Origin of the sequence: Pseudomonas sp. B8(2017) (assembly GCF_002113575.1) — a bacterium.
Lineage (GTDB): Bacteria > Pseudomonadota > Gammaproteobacteria > Pseudomonadales > Pseudomonadaceae > Aquipseudomonas > Aquipseudomonas putida_Z.
On the sequence record NZ_NEIO01000008.1, the window covers coordinates 95,004 to 117,504 of the forward strand.

Annotated in this window: 18 protein-coding genes; 15 read left to right on the forward strand and 3 right to left on the reverse strand. The window is 65.7% G+C overall.

What is annotated here, in order from left to right:
* The first annotated feature begins 152 nt into the window (after positions 1–152).
* From CAG22_RS14220 to CAG22_RS14290, 15 genes are all read left to right on the forward strand, one after another.
* Complete coding sequence (locus CAG22_RS14220) at positions 153–1,736, forward strand: ABC transporter substrate-binding protein (protein ID WP_139833464.1); 1,584 nt, start codon at positions 153–155, stop codon at positions 1,734–1,736.
* Entirely contained in the window at positions 1,733–2,665 is a 933-nt protein-coding gene (locus CAG22_RS14225) for an ABC transporter permease (protein ID WP_085705642.1), read from the forward strand. Before CAG22_RS14220 ends, CAG22_RS14225 begins: the two co-directional genes overlap by 4 nt.
* Positions 2,666–2,686: 21 nt before the next feature.
* Positions 2,687–3,931 carry an acyl-CoA dehydrogenase family protein gene (locus tag CAG22_RS14230; protein ID WP_085705643.1) on the forward strand — a complete coding sequence of 415 codons (1,245 nt, stop codon included), beginning with the start codon at positions 2,687–2,689 and terminating at the stop codon, positions 3,929–3,931.
* A gap of 14 nt (positions 3,932–3,945) precedes the next feature.
* A complete protein-coding gene (locus CAG22_RS14235) occupies positions 3,946–5,268 on the forward strand; it encodes an LLM class flavin-dependent oxidoreductase (protein WP_038408220.1) in 1,323 nt (440 codons plus the stop codon).
* A gap of 156 nt (positions 5,269–5,424) precedes the next feature.
* Complete coding sequence (locus CAG22_RS14240) at positions 5,425–6,480, forward strand: NADP(H)-dependent aldo-keto reductase (RefSeq protein ID WP_085705644.1); 1,056 nt, start codon at positions 5,425–5,427, stop codon at positions 6,478–6,480.
* A 140-nt stretch (positions 6,481–6,620) separates the two neighbouring features.
* Positions 6,621–7,469 (forward strand): ABC transporter permease, encoded by an 849-nt coding sequence (locus CAG22_RS14245; RefSeq protein WP_085705645.1) that lies wholly within the window; start codon positions 6,621–6,623, stop codon positions 7,467–7,469.
* Positions 7,466–9,115, forward strand: a complete 1,650-nt coding sequence (locus tag CAG22_RS14250; protein ID WP_085705646.1) for an ABC transporter ATP-binding protein — start codon at positions 7,466–7,468, stop codon at positions 9,113–9,115. The genes CAG22_RS14245 and CAG22_RS14250 overlap by 4 nt, the downstream gene beginning before the upstream one ends.
* 343 nt (positions 9,116–9,458) lie before the next feature.
* Complete coding sequence (locus CAG22_RS14255; protein ID WP_085590486.1) at positions 9,459–11,093, forward strand: ABC transporter substrate-binding protein; 1,635 nt, start codon at positions 9,459–9,461, stop codon at positions 11,091–11,093.
* A complete protein-coding gene (locus CAG22_RS14260) occupies positions 11,090–12,076 on the forward strand; it encodes an ABC transporter permease (protein WP_085705671.1) in 987 nt (328 codons plus the stop codon). The genes CAG22_RS14255 and CAG22_RS14260 overlap by 4 nt, the downstream gene beginning before the upstream one ends.
* Positions 12,073–12,936: an ABC transporter permease gene (locus CAG22_RS14265; RefSeq protein WP_085705647.1), complete on the forward strand. Its 864-nt coding sequence runs from the start codon at positions 12,073–12,075 to the stop codon at positions 12,934–12,936. Before CAG22_RS14260 ends, CAG22_RS14265 begins: the two co-directional genes overlap by 4 nt.
* Positions 12,933–14,645: an ABC transporter ATP-binding protein gene (locus tag CAG22_RS14270; protein ID WP_085705648.1), complete on the forward strand. Its 1,713-nt coding sequence runs from the start codon at positions 12,933–12,935 to the stop codon at positions 14,643–14,645. Before CAG22_RS14265 ends, CAG22_RS14270 begins: the two co-directional genes overlap by 4 nt.
* A gap of 235 nt (positions 14,646–14,880) precedes the next feature.
* Positions 14,881–16,092 (forward strand): acyl-CoA dehydrogenase family protein, encoded by a 1,212-nt coding sequence (locus CAG22_RS14275; protein ID WP_085705649.1) that lies wholly within the window; start codon positions 14,881–14,883, stop codon positions 16,090–16,092.
* Complete coding sequence (locus CAG22_RS14280) at positions 16,089–17,471, forward strand: MFS transporter (protein ID WP_085590494.1); 1,383 nt, start codon at positions 16,089–16,091, stop codon at positions 17,469–17,471. The genes CAG22_RS14275 and CAG22_RS14280 overlap by 4 nt, the downstream gene beginning before the upstream one ends.
* 159 nt (positions 17,472–17,630) lie before the next feature.
* Entirely contained in the window at positions 17,631–18,641 is a 1,011-nt protein-coding gene (locus CAG22_RS14285) for an aldo/keto reductase (protein WP_085705650.1), read from the forward strand.
* 71 nt (positions 18,642–18,712) lie between these two features.
* Positions 18,713–19,123 (forward strand): SRPBCC family protein, encoded by a 411-nt coding sequence (locus CAG22_RS14290; RefSeq protein ID WP_085705651.1) that lies wholly within the window; start codon positions 18,713–18,715, stop codon positions 19,121–19,123.
* Positions 19,124–19,309: 186 nt separating this feature from the next.
* Here the strand turns inward: CAG22_RS14290 and CAG22_RS14295 are convergent, their stop codons facing one another.
* The 3 genes from CAG22_RS14295 to CAG22_RS14305 are packed head-to-tail and all read right to left on the reverse strand — an operon-like array spanning position 19,310 to position 22,473.
* Entirely contained in the window at positions 19,310–20,308 is a 999-nt protein-coding gene (locus tag CAG22_RS14295; RefSeq protein ID WP_015271019.1) for a transketolase family protein, read from the reverse strand.
* Positions 20,305–21,153, reverse strand: a complete 849-nt coding sequence (locus tag CAG22_RS14300) for a transketolase (protein ID WP_075045686.1) — start codon at positions 21,151–21,153, stop codon at positions 20,305–20,307. Before CAG22_RS14300 ends, CAG22_RS14295 begins: the two co-directional genes overlap by 4 nt.
* Positions 21,154–21,174: 21 nt before the next feature.
* Positions 21,175–22,473: an MFS transporter gene (locus CAG22_RS14305; RefSeq protein WP_025339858.1), complete on the reverse strand. Its 1,299-nt coding sequence runs from the start codon at positions 22,471–22,473 to the stop codon at positions 21,175–21,177.
* Positions 22,474–22,501 lie beyond the last annotated feature (28 nt).

The window sequence follows — 22,501 nt, forward strand, 5'->3', positions numbered from 1 at the left end:
TATATAAAGGGCCCGCTGTGCAGCCGAATTCCCGATTATTCAATACATGCCTGGTGGCCAGTGCGCTGTTGGTTGCCGTCTGCTCACCCGCCACGTCCGCGCAGAGCCAGGCGCTGCTCAAGGGCGAAGCGCTCAGCGAAGTGAACGGCGTGATGCGCTACCCGGCCAGCGACTTCGTCGAGCAGCAGCCCGGCAAACGCGGTGGCACCCTGCGCGTGTCGGCGGCGAGCGACGCTGGCAGCTTCGATATACACGCGCTGTCCAACGGCAACATGCAGTGGATGGGCCGCATCCTGTTCGACTGCCTGGTGTACCAGGCCGAGGACGGCACCCTCACGCCGTGGCTGGCGAAAAGCTGGGACATCAGCGCCGACGGCCTGACCTACACCTTCCACCTGCGTGACGACGTCACTTTCAGCGATGGCGAGCGCTTCAACGCCGAGGCGGTGCGGGTCAACCTCGAACACATGCGTGACCCCGTGACCAAGTCGCCACTGGCCGCCGCCTACATCGCGCCGTACCTGCAGGGGCGGGTGGTGGACGAGTACACATTCGAGGCGACCCTGCGTGCGCCCTATGCGCCGTTTCTCGATGTGCTGTCGCAGGCCTGGCTGGGGATGATCTCGCCACGGCAGATCCTCGAGGCGCCGAAGACCATCGCCAGCCAGCCCATCGGCACCGGGCCTTTCGTGCTGACCGGCTGGGTGCGCGACCAGCGTGCCAGCTTTGTCCGCCGCCCGGGGTACGACTGGGCACCGCCGGCGATCAACCACCAGGGCGAGGCCTACCTGGACGGCATCGAGCTGAGCTACGTGCCCGAAGCGATGATCCGCTACACCTCCCTGGAGGCTGGCGACAACGACATGGCCCTGGACGCACCGGCGCAGAATGCCGCGGCGATCCGCGCCAACCCGAAGCTGACCCTACGCAACCGCATTCGCAAGGGCAACCCGTCGCGCAGCATCACCTTCAATGTCGATCGTGCGCCGTTCGATGACGTGCGGGTGCGCCAGGCCGTGGCCAAGGCCATCGACCGTGATGGCCTGGCATGGATCTCCGGCTTCGGCGAGTACCTGGCCAAGGGGGACTTCCTCGCCGTGAATACCCCCGGCTATGACCCGGTGGCCCGCGATGCCCTGGCCTTTGACCCGGTCGAAGCAGGGCGCTTGCTCGACGCCGCCGGCTGGACCGGGCGTGACGGCGAAGGCTATCGCAGCCGTGATGGCCGGCGCCTCGGGGCGACCTTGCTGACCTATGACAACCCGGCGTTCCCGGCCAATGTCCCGGTGGCTGCCCAGGCAGACCTGCGCAAGGTCGGCTTCGACCTGCGCATCGAGCTGCTGCCGCTCAGCAAGGTCATGGAGCTGCGTTACCTCGGCAACTTCGACGCCATCGGCGGTGGCTACTGGCACACCAACACGGCCGATGGTCTGTACATCCTCTACCACAGCCAATCCATCCCCAGCGCACGAATGATCGGCCAGAACGTCGGCCACTTCCGTGATGCCACCCTCGACCAGTTGCTCGGTGCCGCCCGGCGCAGCACCGACCCGACGCAACGCCGCGAGCTGTATCGCCAGGCCCAGCAACGCCTGGGCGAGACCGTGCCGGCCGTGCCCTCGGTGGAAAGCCAGATGCTGCTGGCCTACCGCAACGCGGTCGGCGGTGTGCTGTTCGATGGTTCGCACAACGTTCCCCTGTTCACCAGCGTGTGGCTGGCAAAGGAGCAACCATGAAACTGCTGATCATCTTACTGCGCCGCCTGCGTGACGGTGTGATCGTGCTATGGGCGGCCGCCAGCCTGACCTTTCTGGGCATGCAACACAGTGGTGGCGACACTGCCCTGGCGATCCTCGGCGGCCCGGATGCCATGCCGAGCGAAGCGCTGCTGGCCCAGGTGCGCGCCGAGTACGGCCTCGATCAACCGCTGTGGGTGCAATACGGCCACTACCTGGCGCGCCTGGCCAAGGGCGACCTGGGCGAGTCGTACCGGTTGCGCATACCGGTCGGCCAGGCGATTGGCGAGCAGGCCGCCGCGACCTTGGCGCTGGCCAGCAGCGCGGCTGTGCTGGCGGTGCTGCTGGCGGTGGCCTCGGCGCTGCTCACCGCCAACCGCGGGCGGCGATTGCGCGCGGTGGTGTCGGGCATCGAGCTGTTGCTGTCCTCGGCACCCAACTTCGTGATCGGCACGGTGCTGCTGCTGGCCTTCGCGTTCCACTTCCATTGGCTACCGCCGTCCGGGTCCAGCGGTTGGCGCTCGCTGGTGCTCCCGAGCCTGGCCCTGGCGCTGCCGATCGCGGCGGTGCTTGCACAGGTGTTGCGCCAGTCGCTGGAGCAGGTGCTGGAACAACCCTTCATCACCCAGGCCCGTGCACGTGGCATGGGTGATATCGCTGTGCGTCTGCGCCACGCCCTGCGTCATGCCCTGGTGCCGCTGGTGACCCTGGCCGGCTACGTGTTCGCCAGCCTGCTCGGCGGCGCCGTGGTGCTGGAACTGCTGTTCGGCCGCCAAGGCATTGGCCGTTTGATGCTCGACGCTACCGCCAGCAAGGACGTGCCACTGGTGCTCGGCGTAACCCTGCTGGCGGCAGCGATCTACGTGCTGGTCCACCTGCTGGTGGACCTGGCGACCCAGGCCATCGACCCGCGCACCGCACGCGTCTGAATTCACGAGAAAGGAACCATCATGAGCCAAACCACGATTACCGATGCCGAACTGGATGCGCGTTTCGCGCCGATCTACGCGCGTATTGCCGAAGGCGCGGTGGCCCGCGAGCAGCAGCGCACCCTGGCCCATGAGCCAGTGGCCTGGTTGCGCGAGGCCCGCTTCGGCGCCCTGCGCGTGCCACGCAGCCACGGCGGCTCAGGCGCAACCTTGCCGCAGTTGCTGCGCCAGCTGGTGGGCCTGGGGCAGGCCGACTCCAACCTGCCGCAGATATTCCGCGCCCACTTCGGCTTCGTCGAAGGGCGGCTGTCGTCCGGCGACGCCGCCTCCCAGGACTACTGGTTCGCCCGCGTGGTCGCCGGTGAACTGTGGGGCGCGGCCATGGCCGAGCGCACCGACAGTACCGGCAATAGCGTGCAGTTGAGCGAAGACGAAGGCGGTTACCGCCTGGACGGCGAAAAGTACTACTGCACCGGCACGTTGTACGCCGATTGGGTGGCGGCAGTGGCCAACCATGGCGACGACTTTGTCAGCCTCGTGGTGCCGACCCGTGCGCCGGGCGTGGAGCGGGTCGACGACTGGGACGGCTTCGGCCAGCGGCTGACTGGCAGTGGCACCACCCGTTTCACCCGGGTCAGCGTGCAGCCGCAGCATTTGCTGCGCCGTTTCGCCAAGGGCGAGTTGCGTGCCGAGTCGTACCTCACCGCGTTCTACCAGGCAGTGCATCTGGCCACCCTGGCGGGTATCGGCCAGGCGGTACTGGCCGATGCCGTAGCGTTCGTCCAGGGCCGCACCCGCGCCTTCGGTGTGCCGGGGCAGTCGCAGCCGGCCACAGACCCGCGGGTGCAGGCGGTGATCGGTCGCCTGTCGAGCCTGGCCTTCGCCGCCGATGCGCAAGTCACCGCCGTGGGCCAGAGCCTGCAGGCGGTGTACGAAGCCGGCCAGCAAGGGGAGGTAGCCGAGCAGCTTTACACCGACGCCGAGATCCATGCCTTTCAGGCGCAGCAGATCGTCCTGCCGCAAGTGCTGGAAGCGAGCACCTTACTGTTCGAAGTCGGCGGCGCATCGGCCACCAGCAATGCCCGGCGCCTCGACCGCCACTGGCGCAATGCCCGCACCCTGGCTTCGCACAACCCGGCGATCTACCGCGAGCAGGCGTTGGGCAACTACTACCTCAATGGCATCAGCCCGGCCCAGGCCTGGCGTGCCCTTCATGCCAGCGCCAGCGAAGGGCAGGGCAGCGGCGACGAAGCCAGCGCAGTCTGATCAGGAGAACCGGCATGACCACGAAACAGATGAGCCTGGGCATGAATATCCTCGGCTTCGGCTCGCATTCCGGCGCCTGGCGCCAGGGTGAGGCGGCAATCGACGCCTATATCGATGTCAATTATTACCGCGATATCGCGCGTATTTCCGAGCGCGGTTGCCTGGATGCGATCTTCCTTGCCGATGGCCCGGCGTTGCCGCCGGATGTGTCCGCCCAGCCCGGCGGGCGCCTGGAGCCGACCGTGCTGCTTACCGCAGTGGCGGCCGCCACCGAGCGCATCGGCGTGATCGCGACCTGCTCCAGCACTTACAACGAACCTTTCAACCTGGCCCGGCGAATTGCCTCGCTGGACCACATCAGCGGCGGCCGCGCAGCCTGGAATGTGGTGACCAATGCCGGTGACGCGGCAGCACACAACTTCGGCCTGGCTGGCGCGCCGTTGCATGTGGACCGCTACGGGCGGGCCGAGGAGTTCGTCGACGTGACCCTGAAGCTTTGGGACAGCTGGGAGGACGACGCGATCATCGGTGACCGCGGCGCCGGCCGTTTTGCCGACCCGGGCAAGGTCCACACCCTGGATTTCAAGGGCAAGCACTTTCAGGTCAAGGGGCCGCTGAACCTGCCGCGTTCGCCGCAGGGCAGGCCGGTGCTGGTGCAGGCTGGCTCTTCCGAAGGTGGCAAGGCACTGGGTTCACGCTATGCCGATGCGATCTTCACCACCCAGACCACCCTGGCCGACGGGCAGGCGTTCTATCGGGAGATGAAGGCACGGGCCAAAGCCTGGGGCCGTGACCCGCAGCACCTGAAGATCATGCCCGGCCTGTCGACCGTGATCGGCAGCACCGAGGCCGAGGCCCATGCACGTTTCGACGAGCTCAATGCCTGGCATGGCGAGCACGGCCTGTTGCAGCAGGTGGCAGGGCGTATCGGCATCGATGCCAGCGAGCTGGACCCGGATGCGCCATTGCCCTGGGCGCGGATTGGCGCGGTGGCAGACTTCGAGCGGGGGTCGCATGGTTTTCTGGAGGCCCAGTTGAACCTGGCGCGCAGCGAGAACCTGACCATTCGCCAGCTGTCGCGGCGGATTCTGGTCGGGCACCGGTTGGCCGTCGGTACCCCGGAACAGGTCGCCGATACCCTGGCCGAGTGGTTCCTGGCGGGGGCGGGGGATGGTTTCAACATCATGCCCGACATGTTCCCGTCGGGTGCTCGGGTGTTCGTCGAAGAGGTGGTGCCGCTGCTGCAGAAACGTGGGTTGTTCCGCACCGAATACACCGGCACCACCCTGCGTGAGCACCTGGGGTTGCCCAAGGCACACAACCAGTTCGCTGCTTAGGGGGCGCTTTGCGCCCCAATCGCCGGCAAGCCAGCTCCCACAGGTGCCGGGCAAACCCAAAACCTGTGGTGATCCTGTGGGAGCTGGCTTGCCGGCGATGGGCTGCACGGCAGCCCCAGGATCTGAAACCCGACACACATTCAAAAGGATGCACCCATGCGCTACCGCCCACTCGGCCACACCAACCTGCAAGTCAGCCTGCTCAGCCTCGGCACCATGACCTGGGGGCACCAGAACAGCGAACAGGATGCTCACCAGCAACTGGACGCTGCCCTTGCTGCAGGCATCAACTTCATCGACACCGCCGAGATGTACCCCACGCCCACCCGCGCTGAAACCTGGACCACCACCGAGCGCTACATCGGCACCTGGCTGGTGGCCCGCGGCAACCGCGACAAGGTCCTGTTGGCCAGCAAGATCGCCGGCCCGGCCCGTGACCCAGGCGGCCAGGTGCACATTCGCGATGGCCTGTCGCACCACGACCGCAAGAACATCGTCGCGGCCCTTGAGGGCAGCCTGCGCCGCCTGCACACCGACTACCTGGACCTCTACCAACTGCACTGGCCCGACCGCACCAGCAACTTCTTCGGCATCCGTGAATACCCCTACGTCGACGACCATCCGCAGACGGCAGCTATCGAAGAAACCCTTGCAGTGCTGGACGAACAGGTAAAGGCCGGCAAGGTGCGCCATATCGGTGTCTCCAACGAAACACCTTGGGGTGTGGCGCAGTTTCTGCGGCACAGCGAGGACAAGGGCCTGGCGCGCATTGCCAGCATCCAGAACCCGTACAGCCTGCTCAATCGCTTGTACGAGAACGGCCTGTCGGAGTTCAGCCATCGCGAAGGGATCAGCCTGTTGGCCTATTCGCCGCTGGCGTTCGGGGCGTTGACCGGCAAGTACCTGAACGGGGCAAGGCCGGAGGGTTCGCGATTGTCGTCGGTGTATCGCACGTTCAATCGCTACGGCAGCGAGGAGGCAAACGACGCGATTGCCAGCTACGTGCGGATTGCGCGCGAGCATGGGCTGACACCGGCGCAACTGGCTCTGGCTTTCGTCATACGCCAGCCGTTCGTGGCCAGTGCCATTACCGGGCAGACCACCTTGCTGCAGCTGCAGGAAAACCTGAGTGCACTGGATGTGCAACTGAGCGATGAAGTACTGGCCGAGATCCAGGCCGTGCACCGCCGTATTCCCAACCCGGCGCCGTAGCCCACATGGCAAGGGCTTCGCCCTTGTTCGCGGCTGAAGCCGCTCCCACAGGGACCGCACGGATTCAGCCTTTGCGGTGATCCTGTGGGAGCGGGTTTACCCGCGAAGAGGCCAGTACAGGCGACACAAGAAGGACAGACATGAACGCGATCGTAACCATACCAAACACAGTGACCAGCAGCTGGCAGGTTCGCCCTGGCCTGGCGCTGGCCTGGATCACATTGGGCCTGATACTGCTGGCAGTAACCTTCCCCAACTGGCTCTCGCCAACCGACCCGTTGGCCGCCGACGCCCGCCTGGCTTACCACCCGCCAAGCCCCGCCTTCTGGCTGGGCAGCGACGAGAACGGCCGCGACGTCCTCAGCCGCCTGATCCATGGCGCCCGCCCATCGCTCTTCATCGGCCTGGCCGCCACCCTGGTCGGGCTTGGCCTGGGCACGCTGCTCGGCTTGCTCGCCGGCCTGGCTCCAGCCTGGCTGGACAACCTGCTGATGCGCGCTGTCGATGTGCTGCTGGCCTTCCCGGACCTGCTACTGGCGCTGGTCATCATCACCCTGTTCGGCCAAGGCACCAGCAACCTGATCCTTGCCGTCGGCATCGCCTCGGTGCCGCGCTATGCGCGCCTGGTACGCGCCCAGACCCTGACCATCCGGCGTGCCGGCTTCGTCGAAGCAGCCGTCACGCTGGGCCGCAGGCCCTTGGCTGTGGTGTTCTGGCATGTGCTGCCCAACGCAGTCCAACCCGTGCTGATCCTGGCCTGCATCGGCCTGGGTGGCGCCATCACCGCCGCCGCTGCGCTGAGCTTCCTCGGCTTCGGCGCACCACCTCCCGTGCCGGAGTGGGGCGCGATGATGGCAGTGGCGCGCAACTTCATGGCCAACGCGCCCTGGCTGATGGCCTGGCCTGCGCTGGCGATCACCCTGACCGTCATTTCCATCACCGTCATCGGCCGAGACTGGCTGCGCCGTAGCGAGGGCAGACGCGCATGAACATCTTCGAGAAGAACCAGGCACCGCTGGTGGACATCCGCGGCTTGCACGTGAGCTTCAATGGTGTGCCAGTGGTGCACGGCGTCGACCTGCAGTTGCGCGCAGGCCAGTGCCTGGCACTGGTGGGCGAATCGGGCTCGGGCAAGAGCGTCACGGCGCGTACCCTGGTCGGCCTGACCGGGGCCGGTGCCCATGTGCAGGCGCAGCGCCTGGCCTTTGCCGGGCAGGACCTGCGCCAGTTCGATGAGCGCGCGTGGCAGCGCTTGCGTGGCGAGCACATCGGCTTTGTCATGCAAGATGCGCTGGGTTCGCTCGACCCACTGCGACGCGTGGGTGCAGAGATCGAAGAGCCATTGCTGTTGCACATCGACCTGGCCGCGGAGCAGCGCCGTCTGCGGGTACTTGAGCTATTGCGCCAGGTCGGGGTGCCTGAACCCGAAGTCCGTGCCCGGCAATACCCATGGCAACTATCCGGAGGCCTTAGGCAGCGCGCCCTGATCGCCTCGGCCATTGCCTGTCAGCCGCGCCTGTTGATCGCTGACGAGCCCACCACCGCGCTGGACGCCACGGTGCAGGCGCAGATTCTCGACCTGCTGGAGCACCTGCGCGAGCGCGACAACAGCCTGTTGATGGTCAGCCATGACCTGGCCGTGGTCGCTCGGCTGGCCGACTGGGTGGCGGTTATGCGCCATGGGGTGGTGGTGGAGCAGGGCAGTGTCGAACAGATCCTGCAGGACCCGCAGGACCCCTACACCCAGCGCCTGCTGAGTGCGGCTCGGGCGGTACATTTCAAACGTCCGGCGGCGCCGGCCCTGGCGCTGGTGGAGGATGGCGTGGACGAACAACCCGTGGTGCTGGAGGCGCGCGGCCTGAGCAAGGCCTTTGTCGGGCCGGACGGCCGGCTGCGTCAGGTGCTGGACGATGTGTCGCTGCAGTTGCGCGCCGGGCAAACCCTTGGCGTGGTGGGCGAGTCCGGTTCCGGCAAGAGCACGCTGGGGCGCATCCTGCTGGGGCTGGAGCGGCCGGAGCAAGGCAGCCTGCAACTGGCCGGGCAGGATTGGCTTGCGTTGTCTGCCGCGCAGCAGCGCCAGGCACGGCAGGGGATCCAGGTGGTGTTCCAGGACCCGCAGGCCTCGTTCGACCCACGCTACACCGTGCTGCGGGTATTGGCCGAGGCGCTGGCGCATGCGGGTGTACCGCGTGCGTTGCAGCGCACCGAGGCGGCGGCGTTGCTGGAGCGGGTGCAGTTGCCGGTGGGGTTGCTCGACCGCCGCCCGCTGGAGTTGTCGGGCGGGCAGCGGCAGCGCATCGCGATTGCCCGGGCACTGGCCATGAAGCCCAGGGTGCTGGTGCTGGACGAACCGGTATCGGCACTGGATGTGTCGGTGCAGGCGCGAATCCTGGCATTGCTGGCCGAACTCAAGGCGGAGCTGAACCTGGCTTGTCTGTTCATCTCCCATGACCTTGGGGTGGTGGAGCAGGTCAGTGACCACGTGTTGGTGATGCAAGGGGGAAGGGTGGTGGAGCAAGGGGCGGCAGCCCAGGTGCTCGGCCAGCCGCGTCAGGCCTATACCCGCGCCTTGCTCGACGCCGTGCCTCATCTTCCGGCGGCGCGGCCAAGCTGGTTTGCGCGGATTGCCGTGTAAACCTGTGCCAGCCTTGATGCAGGCAAGGCCGCTCTTATAGAACTGCACATAACTCATTAAATGAGCAGGGACACTGTGGGAGCAACTGTCTTGCTCAAATTCTAAAAGTTGGCGCGATCTCCTGTGGGAGCGGGCTTGCCCGCGAAGTGGCAGGAGCAGCCAATCGAGAAATTTCAATGATCACAAACAAAACACAGTTCACTGTCGCCCCACCAACACCCCCCGGACACTTTGCCCTCGCAACAGCACCCCACTCTCGGCAAACCCCAACAAAATCAACCTCTTGAACCCGGCACAACTCCTGCAACAGGCCTATCGAAGCCCAGTCACCGCAGGAGCGCCCTTGAACACACCCATCCTCCCCCTGATTCCGCTCTGCACCGCACTGGCCTTGCTCGGCTGCAAGCCGAACGAGCAGCACACGGCGCAAAGTACCCAGCCGCAGCAGGGCGGCACCTTGGTCTATGCCACCGACCGCGAGCCCACCTGCCTGGACCCGCATGTGGCCGGCGACATGCCGCAGGTTTTCATTGCCCAGCAGTACCTCGATTCGCTGGTGTCGATGGACAGCAACGGCCAGATCGGCCCCTGGCTGGCGACAAGCTGGGAGGTTTCGCCAGATGGCCTGCGCTACACCTTCCACCTGCGCCGCGACGTGCAATTTACCGACGGCACACCGTTCAATGCCGAAGCGGTCAAGGCCAACCTCGACCACATGGCCAACCCCAAGACCCAATCCAGTACCGCCGGTGGCTACATCCGCCAGTACCGCGGCACCAAGGTGCTCGACACCTACACGGCCGAAGTCACTCTGGCGACGCCCTATGCGGCTTTCCTCGAAGTGTTGGCCCAGGGCTTTCTCGGCATCCAGTCGCCCACCGCATTGCAACGCAGCCGTGACCAGAACTGCGAAAGCCCGGTCGGCAGCGGGCCGTTCAAGGTGGTGCGCTGGGACCGGCAGAACCAGGTGGAGCTGGTGCGCAACCCGGCCTACAACTGGGCGCCACCTACCGCACGCCACCAAGGCCCGGCGTACCTGGAACGCATCGTCTGGAAGTTCATCCAGGAACCGTCGGTGCGCTTCGCCTCGCTGCAGGCCGGTGAGGTCGATGTGATCGAAGCATTGCCACCAGAGTCGCACGAAGCAGCACGGCGCAACCCGGACGTGGAACTGATCATCGCCCAGCGCCCGGGCAACCCCACCAATGGCACTTTCAACCTGCGCCGTGCGCCATTCGACGACATCCGTGTACGCGAGGCCTTCGTTCGCAGCGCCGATGTCGAGGGTGCACTGAAGAGTGTGTACTTCGGCGAGTTCCCCCGCGCCGGTGGCCCGCTGAGCTTGGCCACGCCGTTCTACAGCGGTGACTTCGAGCGCAGCCAGGACTATGACCCGGCCCGCGCCGCCAGGCTGCTCGACGAGGCTGGCTGGACCGGCCGCGACAGCGAAGGCTACCGCACCAGGAACGGCCAGCGGCTGCGCGCCGTCGTGCTGATCGGTGCGCGCACGCCGCCGTCGGAACTGACCCTGTGGGAGCAGGTACAGGCCACTACCCGGCAGGCTGGCCTGGAGCTGGTGCTGGACCAGATGAGCGATGCCCAGGTCACCGCCCGCCAGGCCGCCTGGGACTACGACATCCGCACCGGCTACTGGAATACCAACACCCCTGACGTGCTGCGCATCATCTTCACCACCGCGTTCGTGCAGCCAGCCGGGGTTGGCGGCTATCACCAGAACTCCTCCGGCTACGCCGACCCGGGCTACGACGCACTGCTCGACAGTGCCCTGGCCACCCAGGATGCGGACCTGCGCCGCCAGCGCTACTTCCAGGCACAGCAACAGGCCGCCGCGCAGTACCTGCAACTCACCACGTACCCACAAAGCACGCGCCTGGGTATCTACAAGACCGCCCATGGCGTGCGACTGGAACCTTCGCTGGCGGTGACCTACCTCTATGACGCATGGGTGAACAAATGACTACGACGACACTCGCGGTGACCGACCCGCGTCGCGAACGCCTTGCCGCCCTGGGCCGGCGCGCCGCCATCCGCCTGGCCGGTGGCGTGCTGGTGCTGTGGGCGGTGGCGACCCTGACCTTCTTCGCACTGCGGCTGATGCCGGGTGACCCGGTGCTGGCGATTCTCGGTGGCCCCAGTGGCAACCCGACGCCGGAAGCGATTGAAGCCGCGCGCGTGGAGTACGGCCTCGACAAGCCGTTGGCCGTGCAGTACGTGTTCTACCTCGGGCGCCTGCTGCAAGGTGACTTGGGGGTGTCCTACTCGCAGCACCTGCCGGTTACCCGTGTGCTGGCCGAGCAGGGCGGGGCGACCTTGGAACTGACCATCGCCGCCCTGCTGCTGGCCTGGGTGCTGGTGCTGCTGCTGACAGTGGTCACCGCCGGGCGAGGCAGGCTGGTCGGCGGCATCGCCTCGCTGGCGGAAACCCTCAGCGCGGCGCTGCCGCACTTCTGGCTCGGCGTGGTGCTGCTGGCGGTATTCGCCTTCGGCCTGCGCTGGTTCCCGCCGGCCGGTAGCGACAGCTTTGCCAGCCTGATACTTCCGGCGTTTTCCCTGGCGATTCCGTTGGCCGGTTTCATTGCCCAGGTCACCCGGGAGTCGCTGGAACTGACCCTCGATCAACCCTTCGTGCTCACCGCCCGCACACGTGGCCTCAGTGACCTGGCCGTGCGCTTTCGGCACGCCTTGCGCCATGCCTTGCTGCCAGGTGTGTCGCTGTCGGGCTGGGCCATCGGCGCGCTGATCAGTGGGGCGGTGGTGTGCGAGGTGATCTTTTCCCGCAAGGGGGTGGGCCGCCAGCTGTACCAGGCGGTGCAGGCCCAGGACCTGCCGCTGGTGATCGGCATCAGCCTGGTAGTGGCGGCCGGCTATGTGCTGGCGAACATTCTGGTCGACCTGCTGTACCAGTGGATCGACCCTCGGCAGCAGGAGGCTGCAGCATGACAGACCTGACCCATGGCCAAGTGCTCGCGCCATTGCGCCGGCAGCACCAAGTGAAACTGCCGCCGTTGGGCGCAAGCCTGGCGATCCTGTTCCTGTTCGCATTGCTTCTGGCCGCGTTGGCGCCGGGGCTGTTCACCCGCATCGACCCACTGGCCATCGTGCCGCGAGAGGCTTTCCAGCCACCCAGCTGGGCGCACTGGCTGGGCACCGACCAGTCGGGCCGCGACATCTTTGCGCGGATCATCCACGGCGCCCGCCAGAGCCTGCTGATCGGCCTTGCGGCTACGGCCATTTCCATGGTCATCGCCATCGCCCTCGGCCTGCTCGGTGGCCTTGGCGGCGCACGCGTGGACCGAGCGGTGGGCTGGTTGCTGGAAGTGCTGTTCGCCTTCCCCAGCCTGGTGCTGGCGCTGCTGTTCGTGGCGGTGTTCGGCAGCGGTGTCGGCCCGTTGATCGTCGCCACCGGGCTGGGCGGTGCGCCGGGGTACGCGCGCATGGTCCGTGGCCAGGTGCTGGCGGTACGCAACGCCGGCTACATCGAAGCGGCGCGGGCGCTGGGGCACCCGACTTCGCGCATCGTGCTGCGCCAATTGCTGCCCAACGCCATGCGGCCATTGGTGGTGACGCTGACCATGGGTGTTGGCCAGGCCATCGTCTGGGCCTCGGCGCTGAGCTTCCTCGGCCTGGGCGCGCGGCCGCCGGCGCCGGAGTGGGGGACCATGTTGTCCATGGGGCGTGACTTCATCGCCAATGCCTGGTGGCTCACCTTCTTCCCTGGCCTGTTCATCGTCCTCACCACCCTGGCGACCACCGTGACTGGCCGCTACATCCAACAACGCCTGGAGGGGCGCCTGCCATGAGCGAAAAGACCTTGATCGTCGAAGGGCTGAACGTGGCCTTTGATGGCGCCAGCGTGGTCCGTGATCTGTCCTTCACCTTGCCGCCTGGCCGTTGCCTGGCCTTGGTCGGTGAGTCTGGCTCGGGCAAGAGCGTCAGTGCCCGCTGCCTGGTCGGGCTGGCCGGAGGGCGAGCGCAGGTGAGTGCCCGTCGCTTGAGTTTCGGCGGCCACGACCTGCTCGACCTCAGCGAGCGCCAGTGGCGCGCCGTGCGTGGCAAGGATATCGGCTTCGTGCTGCAGGATGCGCTGGTATCGCTGGACCCACTGCGGCCGGTGGGCAAGGAAATTCTCGAAGTGTTGCAGACCCACGGATACGGTGACCGCCATACCCGTACTGCGCGCGTGCATGAGTTGCTCGAGCGGGTAGGCGTGCCGGATGTCGAACTGCGTGCTCGCCAGCGGCCCGGGCAGTTGTCCGGTGGCCTGCGCCAGCGTGCACTGATTGCCAGTGCCCTGGCCATGGACCCCGCGCTGGTGATCGCCGACGAGCCGACCACCGCGCTGGACGCCACCGTGCAGGCGCAGATTCTTGAAGTGTTCCAGCAGATCAAGGCCCGTGGCGCCTCGCTGCTGATCATCAGCCACGACCTGGCAGTGGTCGCCCAACTGGCCGATGAGGTCGTGGTGCTGCGCCATGGCGAAGTGGTGGAGCAGGGGCCGATGCAGCAGGTGCTGCGCCAGCCGCGTCACGCCTACACCCAGGCCTTGCTGGCGGCAGTACCGGCCGAGCACCCGCGCGGCAGCCGGCTGTCACCCGAGCGGGTTGGCGTGCGCAGTGAGCCGCGGGCACGCTCGCACAGCGACGTTTTGCTCGAAGGCCGTGGCCTGGGCAAGCGCTACCTCGGCCCGGACGGGCTGGTGCGGCAGGTGGTGCAGGGCGTCGACTTTACCCTGCGTGCCGGGCGCACCCTGGGCATTGTCGGCGAGTCCGGCTCGGGCAAGACCACCGTGGCACGCATCGCCCTCGGCCTGCTGCAGCCCGATGAGGGCGAAGTGCTTTATCGCGGGCAACCCTGGAACCGCCCGGCCAACGCCGTGAGCGAGGCAGTGCGCAGGCCGTTGCGGCGCGACATCAGCGTGATCTACCAGGACCCGCTGGGCTCGTTCGACCCGCGCTGGAGCGTGGCGCAGATTCTTGATGACGCCTTGCAGGTAGCCGGTATCGAGGCACCAGCCAGGCCAGCACGTATCGCTGTGCTGCTCAACCAGGTGCGTTTGCCGGCAGATCTCGGCCAGCGCAGGCCGTTGCAACTGTCGGGCGGCCAGCGCCAGCGGGTGGCAATCGCCCGGGCGATCGCCAGCGAACCCAAGGTGATCATCTGCGACGAGCCGGTGTCCGCCCTGGACGTGTCGGTGCAGGCCCAGGTGCTCGACCTGCTGGCCGACCTGCAGGACGAACTGGGCCTGGCCTACCTGTTCATCTCCCACGACCTGGGGGTGATCCGCCATGTCAGCGACGACGTGCTGGTGATGCGCCACGGTCAGGTGGTGGAGCAGGCACCGGTCGAGCAGTTGTTCGATAACCCGGCCCACGAATACACCCAGCGCTTGCTCGGCGCGGTGCCACGCCTGCCCGGCAGCGGCGCCGAACTGGTGGTGCCGCCGCTGGACCTGGAACACGAAGCCTTCGACCTGTTCGACGAAACCCGCCTGTGGAAGATCGCGATTTGAACTGAGACGCCAAGCCCTGCGCCGACCCCTGTGGGAGCCGCGCTTGCCGGCGATGGGCCGCGAAGCGGCCCCACGATTTCAAGGCTGTTGCATGAATCGCCGGGGCCGCTTCGCGGCCCATCGCCGGCAAGCGCGGCTCCCACAGGGATCGCGCCAGCTTCAAGAAATTGGCAGTACAGCCGCTCCCACGAGGCTCGGGTCGCCTAAACGAAAGATGTACTTAAAGGACTGAACCATGACCACATTTCAACGTTTCCCAACCCAGGCTCCGGCCACCAGCGTCGCGGAGCTGAAAGCCCGCATCGCAGCCCTGCTGCCTGCCATCGGCGCAGGCGCCGCGCAGCGCGAACGCGAACGCCTGTTGCCCCATGAGGCCATTGCCCAGCTTGCGGCAGCCGGGCTGTACACCGTGCGTATCCCCGGTCAGTACGGCGGCCCCGGCGGCACGGTCAGCGATGTGATCGAACTGCTGCTGCAAATCGCCTCGGTCGACTCCAACGTGGCCCAGGCCCTGCGCCCGGGTTTTGCCTTTGTCGAAGGCCTGCTGGCTTCACAGGCCGAAGGCGCCGAGCAGGAGCGCGAGCGTTGGTTCGCGCGCTATCTGCAGGGTGCGGTAATCGGCAATGCCGGCTGGGAACTGGGCGGTGCCAACGGCGCCATCGCCGCGCGCCTGGTGCGCGAGGGCGAGCATTTTCGCGCCAATGGCAGCAAGTTCTACAGCACGGGTGCGCTGTTCGCCGATTACGTCAGCGCTGTTGCCCTGGACGAGGACGAGCAGCCGGTTTCGTTCATCCTGCCGCGCGACCGCGAGGGCCTGGAGCTGGTCGATGACTTTGACGCCATGGGCCAGCGCCTGACCGCCAGCGGCACCACCCACTTGCGCAATGTGCGCGTCGAGGCCAGCGATATCCGCACGCGTACCGTGGAGGAGGGCAAGCGCACCATCGTCACGCCGTTCCTGCAGCTGTTCCTTGCCACCGTGCTGGCCGGTATCGCCCGCAATGCGCTGGACGACGCCACCCGCTTCGCCCGCGAGCATGCCCGCCCGATCAAGCACAGCACGGCCAGCCGCTCGGTGGACGACCCCTATGTAGAGCTGTCGGTAGGTGATATCGCCGCCCGTGCCTATGGCGCTGAGGCCATGGTCCTCAAGGCCGCTGCAACCATCGACAAGGCCTGGGCCACGCAACTGGGTGAAGCCGCCGTAGAGCAGGCTGCGATCGAGGTGGCGCAGACCCAGTACCTGGTCGCCGAGCTGGCGCTCAAGGCTGCGCAAACGCTGTTCGACGTTGGCGGTGCCTCCACCACCGGCCGCCAGCACAACCTCGACCGCCACTGGCGCAACGCTCGCACCGTGGCCAATCATAACCCGCGCCAATGGAAGGCGGCGGTGGTCGGTGCCTGGCAGCTCAAGGGCACTCGCCCACCTGTCTCGGGGCTGTTTTGACTGCGCAGCCGGCCTTGCTGGCCGGCCATGTGCAAAGCCCCAAGGTGCCGGTGATCATCGGTGCCGCCTTGTTCATGGAGCTGCTCGACAGCACAGCGGTGATGACCGCCCTGCCGCAGATGGCCGCCGATTTCGGCGAGCCGGGGCTGCGCATGAATCTGGTGGTGTCGCTGTACATGCTTGCCCTGGCCCTGTGCGTGCCGGTTAGCGGTTGGGCCGCCGAGCGCTTTCGCCCGCGCCAGGTCATGTTGTCGGCGATGGGCTTGTTTACCTGCGCTTCGCTGGCCTGCGCCCTGGCCGATACGCTCTGGCAACTGTGCCTGGGGCGCATGCTGCAGGGGGCGGCCGGGGCATTGATGACACCGGTGGGGCAGGTGATCATCCTGCGTTGGTCGAGCCGCGAGCAGCTGCTGCAGGCCATGTCGTGGCTGGCCCTGCCGGCGCTGGTGGGGCCGCTGGTGGGGCCGTTGCTCGGCGGCTTGCTGGTGACGGTGCTGTCGTGGCACTGGATCTTCCTGATCAATCTGCCAATCTGCCTGCTCGGTTGCTGGCTGATCCTGCGCCATGTGCCGGACTATCCGGCACGGCCGGTGCCACCGTTGGACGTGCGTGGCTTGCTGCTCAGCGGCGGGGCCCTGGCCATGCTGGTGTTCGGCCTTGAAGCGCTGGGGCTGGGGCAGTTGCCGCAGGCCTGGGCCATGGTGCTGGTGGCCGGTGGAGCAGCCTGTGCGTTGGGGTATCTGCTGCACGCGCGGCGACACCCCAGTCCGCTGGTGGACCTGTCGCTGCTGCGCCTGCGCAGCTTTGGCGTGGCCCAGGCGGGTGGCGGGCTGTTCCGCCTGGGTTCGGCAGCCCAGCCGTTCCTGATCGTGCTGCTGCTGCAGAACTGCCTGGGCTTGAGCCCGTTGGCGGCGGGGGGGCTGGTGGTCAGTGGTGGCGTCGGCGCACTGCTGATGAAGCTGCTGGCAGTGCCATTGGTACGGCGCTACGGCTATCGACGGGTGCTCAGTTGCAATGCCGTGCTCAGTGGTGTGGGGATTGCCCTGTGCGCCAGTTTCGATCGTGATACCGCTGTGTGGCTGATGGCTGCGGTGCTGTTCGCCGCAGGCCTGGTGCGTTCACTGCAGTTCTCGACGTTGGGGGCTGCCAGTTATCAGGACGTGCCCGGTGAGCGTTCGGCGGCGGCCAGTTCGTTGTCGGCGATGTCCGTGCAGTTGACCATGGCCATGTCGGTGAGCCTGGCAGGGGGGCTGTTGGGGATGCTGGCCGAGATGGATGGGCGTAGCGAAACCTCGGTGGCAGATATCGCCACGGTGATGTTGCTGTGCGCTGTCATGTGTGGAATTTCCGGTTTGGTGTTCCGGCGTTTGGCGGACTAGTCATTGGGCGGGGCATGCATCAGTCCATTCCGGGGGTTGTTGGGTGTTGCATAAAAGGTCTCAAGTCGTTCGAAATATGACTTGGACGGTCTTGGTGGGTGGGGCATAGGATTGCAGCCACTGGAGTTCACAACCGACTCCCCCATCAGGAAAACGCACATGAACCTCAAATCCCTTATCGCCAATCCACTGGGCCACGGTGCCGCACCGCTGGGCAACATGTTCCGCAATGTTCCCGAGGCCGAAGTCCAGGCCACCATCGACGCCGCCTGGGCCAACGGCGTGCGCTACTACGATACCGCCCCGTTCTACGGCGCCGGCCTGTCCGAATCTCGCTTGGGCAATGCCCTGGTCGGCCGCCCGCGTGACGAGTACGTGCTCAGCACCAAGGTCGGCCGCATCATCCTCGACGAACTGGAAGACCCGGCAGCCCGTGAACTGGGCGAAAAAAGCGGCCTGTTCGAACACGGCAACCGCAACCGCATCGTCAACGACTACAGCGCCGATGCCACCCTGCGTTCCATCGAGGATAGCCTGCGTCGTCTGAAGACCGATCGCCTGGACATCGTCTGGATCCACGACATCGCCCAGGACTTCTACGGTGACGAATGGCTCAGCCAGTTCGAAACCGCCCGTACCGGTGCCTTCCGCGTACTGACCCGTCTGCGTGAAGAGGGCGTGATCAAGGCCTGGGGCCTGGGTGTGAACCGCGTCGAGCCGATCGAGCTGACCCTCGACCTGGACGAAGCCCGTCCGGATGGCTTCCTGCTCGCCGGCCGCTACTCGCTGCTGGACCATGACCGCGCACTGCAACGCGTCATGCCGCAAGCGGTGGAGCAGGGTGTAGGCATCGTCGTGGGTGGCCCGTACAGCTCGGGTGTCACCGCCGGCGGCGAGCACTTCGAATACCAGAAGGCCAACGCGACCGTGCTGGCCAAGCTCGAGCGCATCCGCGCCGTGGCCCGTGCCCATGGTGTGGATGTGAAGGCGGCTGCCCTGCAGTTCGCCCTGGCCCACCCGGCCGTGGTCTCGGTGATCCCGGGCTCCACCCGTCCGGCACACGCCAACGAAGACCTCGCCGCCCTGAGCAAGGTGATCCCGATGGCCTTCTGGAACGACCTGCGCCAGCAAGGGCTGATCAACGCCCAGGCCCCGGTACCTGCTGTTTAAACCGATCTTTAAGGGCCGCTGCGCGGCCCTGCCTACCCGAATCAATGGGGCCACGCCCCGGGAGAATCATCATGGCAACTGCACAAGCTTCCATCACCCTGGCAACTGATGCCAACCGCGTTTGGCAACTGATTGGCGGTTTCGACGCGCTGCCCGACTGGCTGCCGTTCATTCCCGAAAGCGCCCTGAGCGAAGGCGGCCGCGTCCGCACCCTGAAGAGCGTGGCTGGCGACACCATCATCGAGCGCCTGCTGGACTTCAACGAAGCAGGTCGCAGCTACAGCTACACCATCCTCACGAGCCCGGCGCCGGTGCGTGACTACCAGTCGACCCTGCGCGTGGTGGCTGAAGGTAGCGGGTCTCGTGTGGAATGGTCCGGTTCGTTCGTGCCGGTGGGTGTCAGCGATGCTGAGGCAACTGCGCTGTTCGCTGGCATCTATGAAGATGGCCTGGCGGCGCTGAAGAAAGGGCTGGAAGGCTAATACCTGTCAGCTAAGTAATTGGGGGCCGCTTTGCGGCCCATCGCCGGCAAGCCAGCTCCCACAGAGATCGCGCAACTCCTGAGTTCTGCGCAGTACCTGTGGGAGCTGGCTTGCCGGCGACGGGCTGCGTAGCAGCCCCGTTAACGCTATCTTCGTTGCTTCAGAAAATGCTACCCATAACTGCGGTTAAAGCCACGCCTTGATTTGCCTGGACACAGCGTCAGTGGAGATCCCGTAACGGTCATGCAAGGTCGGAAGTGCACCCGCATCGAGAAATGCATCCGGTAGCGCGATCTGGCGGAAGGTTGGAGTGACCCCATTGCGCAACAGCACGCCCGCAACTGCCTCTCCCAGGCCCCCTATGATCGAGTGGTTTTCCGCAGTGACCACCAGGCGACCAGGCTTGCGTGCCTCGGCGAGGATGGTCTGCTCATCGAGCGGTTTGATGGTGGGTACATGCAGCACCGATACATCCACACCGTCCTTTTGCAACTGCTCGGCAGCCTCCAGCGCACGCATGGTCATGAGGCCGCTGGCAATCAACAACACATCCCGGCCACCGCGCAGCACCTGTGCCTTGCCCAGCTGGAACTGGTAATCGTAGCGATCGAGCACCAAGGGTACGTTGCCGCGCAGCAGCCTCATGTAGACCGGCCCTTGATGGGCAGCGATCGCTGGCACAGCCTGTTCGATCTCAAGCGCATCGCAGGGGTCGACGATCATCAGGTTGGGCATCGCCCGGAAGATGGCCAGGTCATCCGTGGCCTGGTGGCTAGGACCATAACCGGTGGTCAGGCCAGGCAGCCCGCAGACGATCTTGACGTTGAGGTTCTCTTCTGCGATTGCCATGCAGATGAAGTCATAGGCCCGACGGGAAGCGAATACCGCATAGGTGGTGGCAAAGGGTGTCATGCCTTCCCGTGCCATGCCAGCAGCGGCGCTCATCAGCAATTGTTCGGCCATGCCCATTTGATAGAAGCGCTCGGGGTGGGCTTTGGCGAAGATGTGCAGGTCGGTGTACTTGGACAGGTCGGCACTTAGCCCAACTATATCCTGACGTTGCTCGGCAAGGCTTGCCAAGGCATGGCCAAACGGGGCAGGGCGGGTCGGCTGGCCGTCGGCGGCAATCGAAGCGATCATGGCCGAGGTGGTCAGGCGTTTCTTGGGTGAGTTCACAGTGCTCATGCTTGGCTCCCGGCGTCCAGCGCCTTGAGGGCGAGGTCCCATTCGTTTTCATCGACGCGAATGAAGTGCGTCTTGTCGCGGTTTTCCAGGAAAGGCACGCCTTTGCCCATGCGGGTATCGCAGATGATCACGCGCGGTTGCGCCCCGGTGTGGGCGCGGGCCTGGTCGAAGGCGCCGACCAGCGCATCCAGGTCATTGCCGTCCACGCGTTGAACGAACCAGCCAAAGGCTTGCCAACGGTCGACGATTGGCTCGAAGGCCAGTACCTCGCTGGAATGGCCATCCGCCTGCTGGTTGTTCACATCGATGATGGCGATCAGGTTGTCCAGGCGCCAATGGCTGGCCGACATGGCGGCCTCCCAGGTCGAGCCCTCGTTGAGCTCGCCATCGGACAGCAGGTTGTAGACCCAGCTGTCCGAACCCTTGCGTTTGAGCCCGAGGCAAGCGCCGACGGCGATGCCCAAGCCGTGGCCGAGCGAGCCACCGGTGATCTCCATGCCTGGGGTATAGGCAGCCATACCAGACATGGGCAAGCGGCTATCGTCGCTACCGTAGGTTTCAAGCTCATCCTCTGGGATTACGCTGGCCTCGATCAGTGCGGCATAGAGGGCAATCGCGTAGTGCCCGATGGACAGGTAGAAACGGTCGCGCTGCTCCCATTCGGGGTTGCCGGGGTCGAGGCGCAGCGCATGGAAATACGCGACCGCCAGCAGGTCGGCGGCGCCCAGCGCCTGGCCGACGTAGCCCTGGCCCTGGACTTGCCCCATGCGCAATGCATGGCGGCGGATATTGCGAGCGCGCACAGCCAGCGGCAGCGCCTCGGTGTAGGTAGGCACAGCAGTCATTGAAGTGACTCCTTTATCGAATCAACGATTGACCAGATGAGCCGGTACTCGTGACACCAGGAAGGCGCCAAACATGAGTACGGCCGTGATGAGATACATGCCGATGGCATTGCTGCCCAAGGTGGTAGTGACCCAGCCGATCAGGTACGGCGAGCAGAAGCCGGCAAGGTTGGCGAAACTGTTCACCGCAGCGATGCCTGCCGCCGCCGATACACCTCCCAGCAGCGTGGTGGGCAGCATCCAGAACAGTGAAGAGGCGGATAGCACTCCAGCCGCTGCGAGGCACAGGCTGAGGATCGAAAGCGTCAGGCTGCTGCCCAGTGCTGCGGCGAGGCTCAGGCCCAGTGCGCCGATCAGCATGGGGATCGCCAGATGCCAGCGGCGTTCACGGTGACGGTCGCCGCTGCGCCCGGCCCACAGCATCGCGACGATGGCACACAGGTACGGCAGGCTGGTCAGCAGGCCGATGTGCAAAGGTTCGCTGACGCCGGCATTACGTACCAGTGTGGGTAGCCAGAACGTGATTGCGTACTGGCCCATCACTACGCAGAAGTAGATGCCCGCCAGCAACCAGAGCCGACGGTCGCGGATGAAGTCGGCCACCGAGCCGTGGTTTACCTTGTGTTGCTCGTCTTCAGCCAGTTCCTTGCGCACCAAGGCTTTTTCTTCGTCGCTCAACCAGTGAGCCTGATCGACGCCATCCTTCAGGTAGCTCAGCACCAGAACGCCCACCAGTACCGTTGGGATGGCTTCGAGCAGGAACATCCACTGCCAGCCCGCCCAGCCGTGAACGCCGGCAAAGCGCTCCATGATCCAACCCGACAAGGGGCCACCGACCATGCCCGAGAGCGGAATCGCGATGAACCACAGCGCGGTCATCTTTGCCCGGCGGTAAGACGGGAACCAATAGGTCAGGTACAGCAGAAGCCCTGGTGCCAGGCCTGCTTCGGCGATCCCCAGCAAAAACCGCAGGGTATAGAATTGCCAGGCTGTCTCCACCAGGGCGAACATCGCCGAGATGATGCCCCAGGTGATCATGATGCGAGCGATCCAGCGTCGAGCGCCCACTTTGTGCAGAATGATGTTGCTGGGCACCTCGCAGAGAAAATAGCCAATGAAGAACATGCCGGCGCCCAGTCCGTAGACCGCTTCGGAAAGGGCCAGGTCGTCCATCATCTGCAGCTTCGCAAAGCCGACATTGACCCTGTCCAGATAGGCGCACAGGTAGCAGAGCATGAGAAAAGGCATCAGTCGCCAGGCCGTTTTACGGTAGGCACTGCTGCGCGCGGCGGATACCGCATCGAGCGCTAATGTGGTCATTCGTTCTGATCTCTTGTTGTTATCGAAC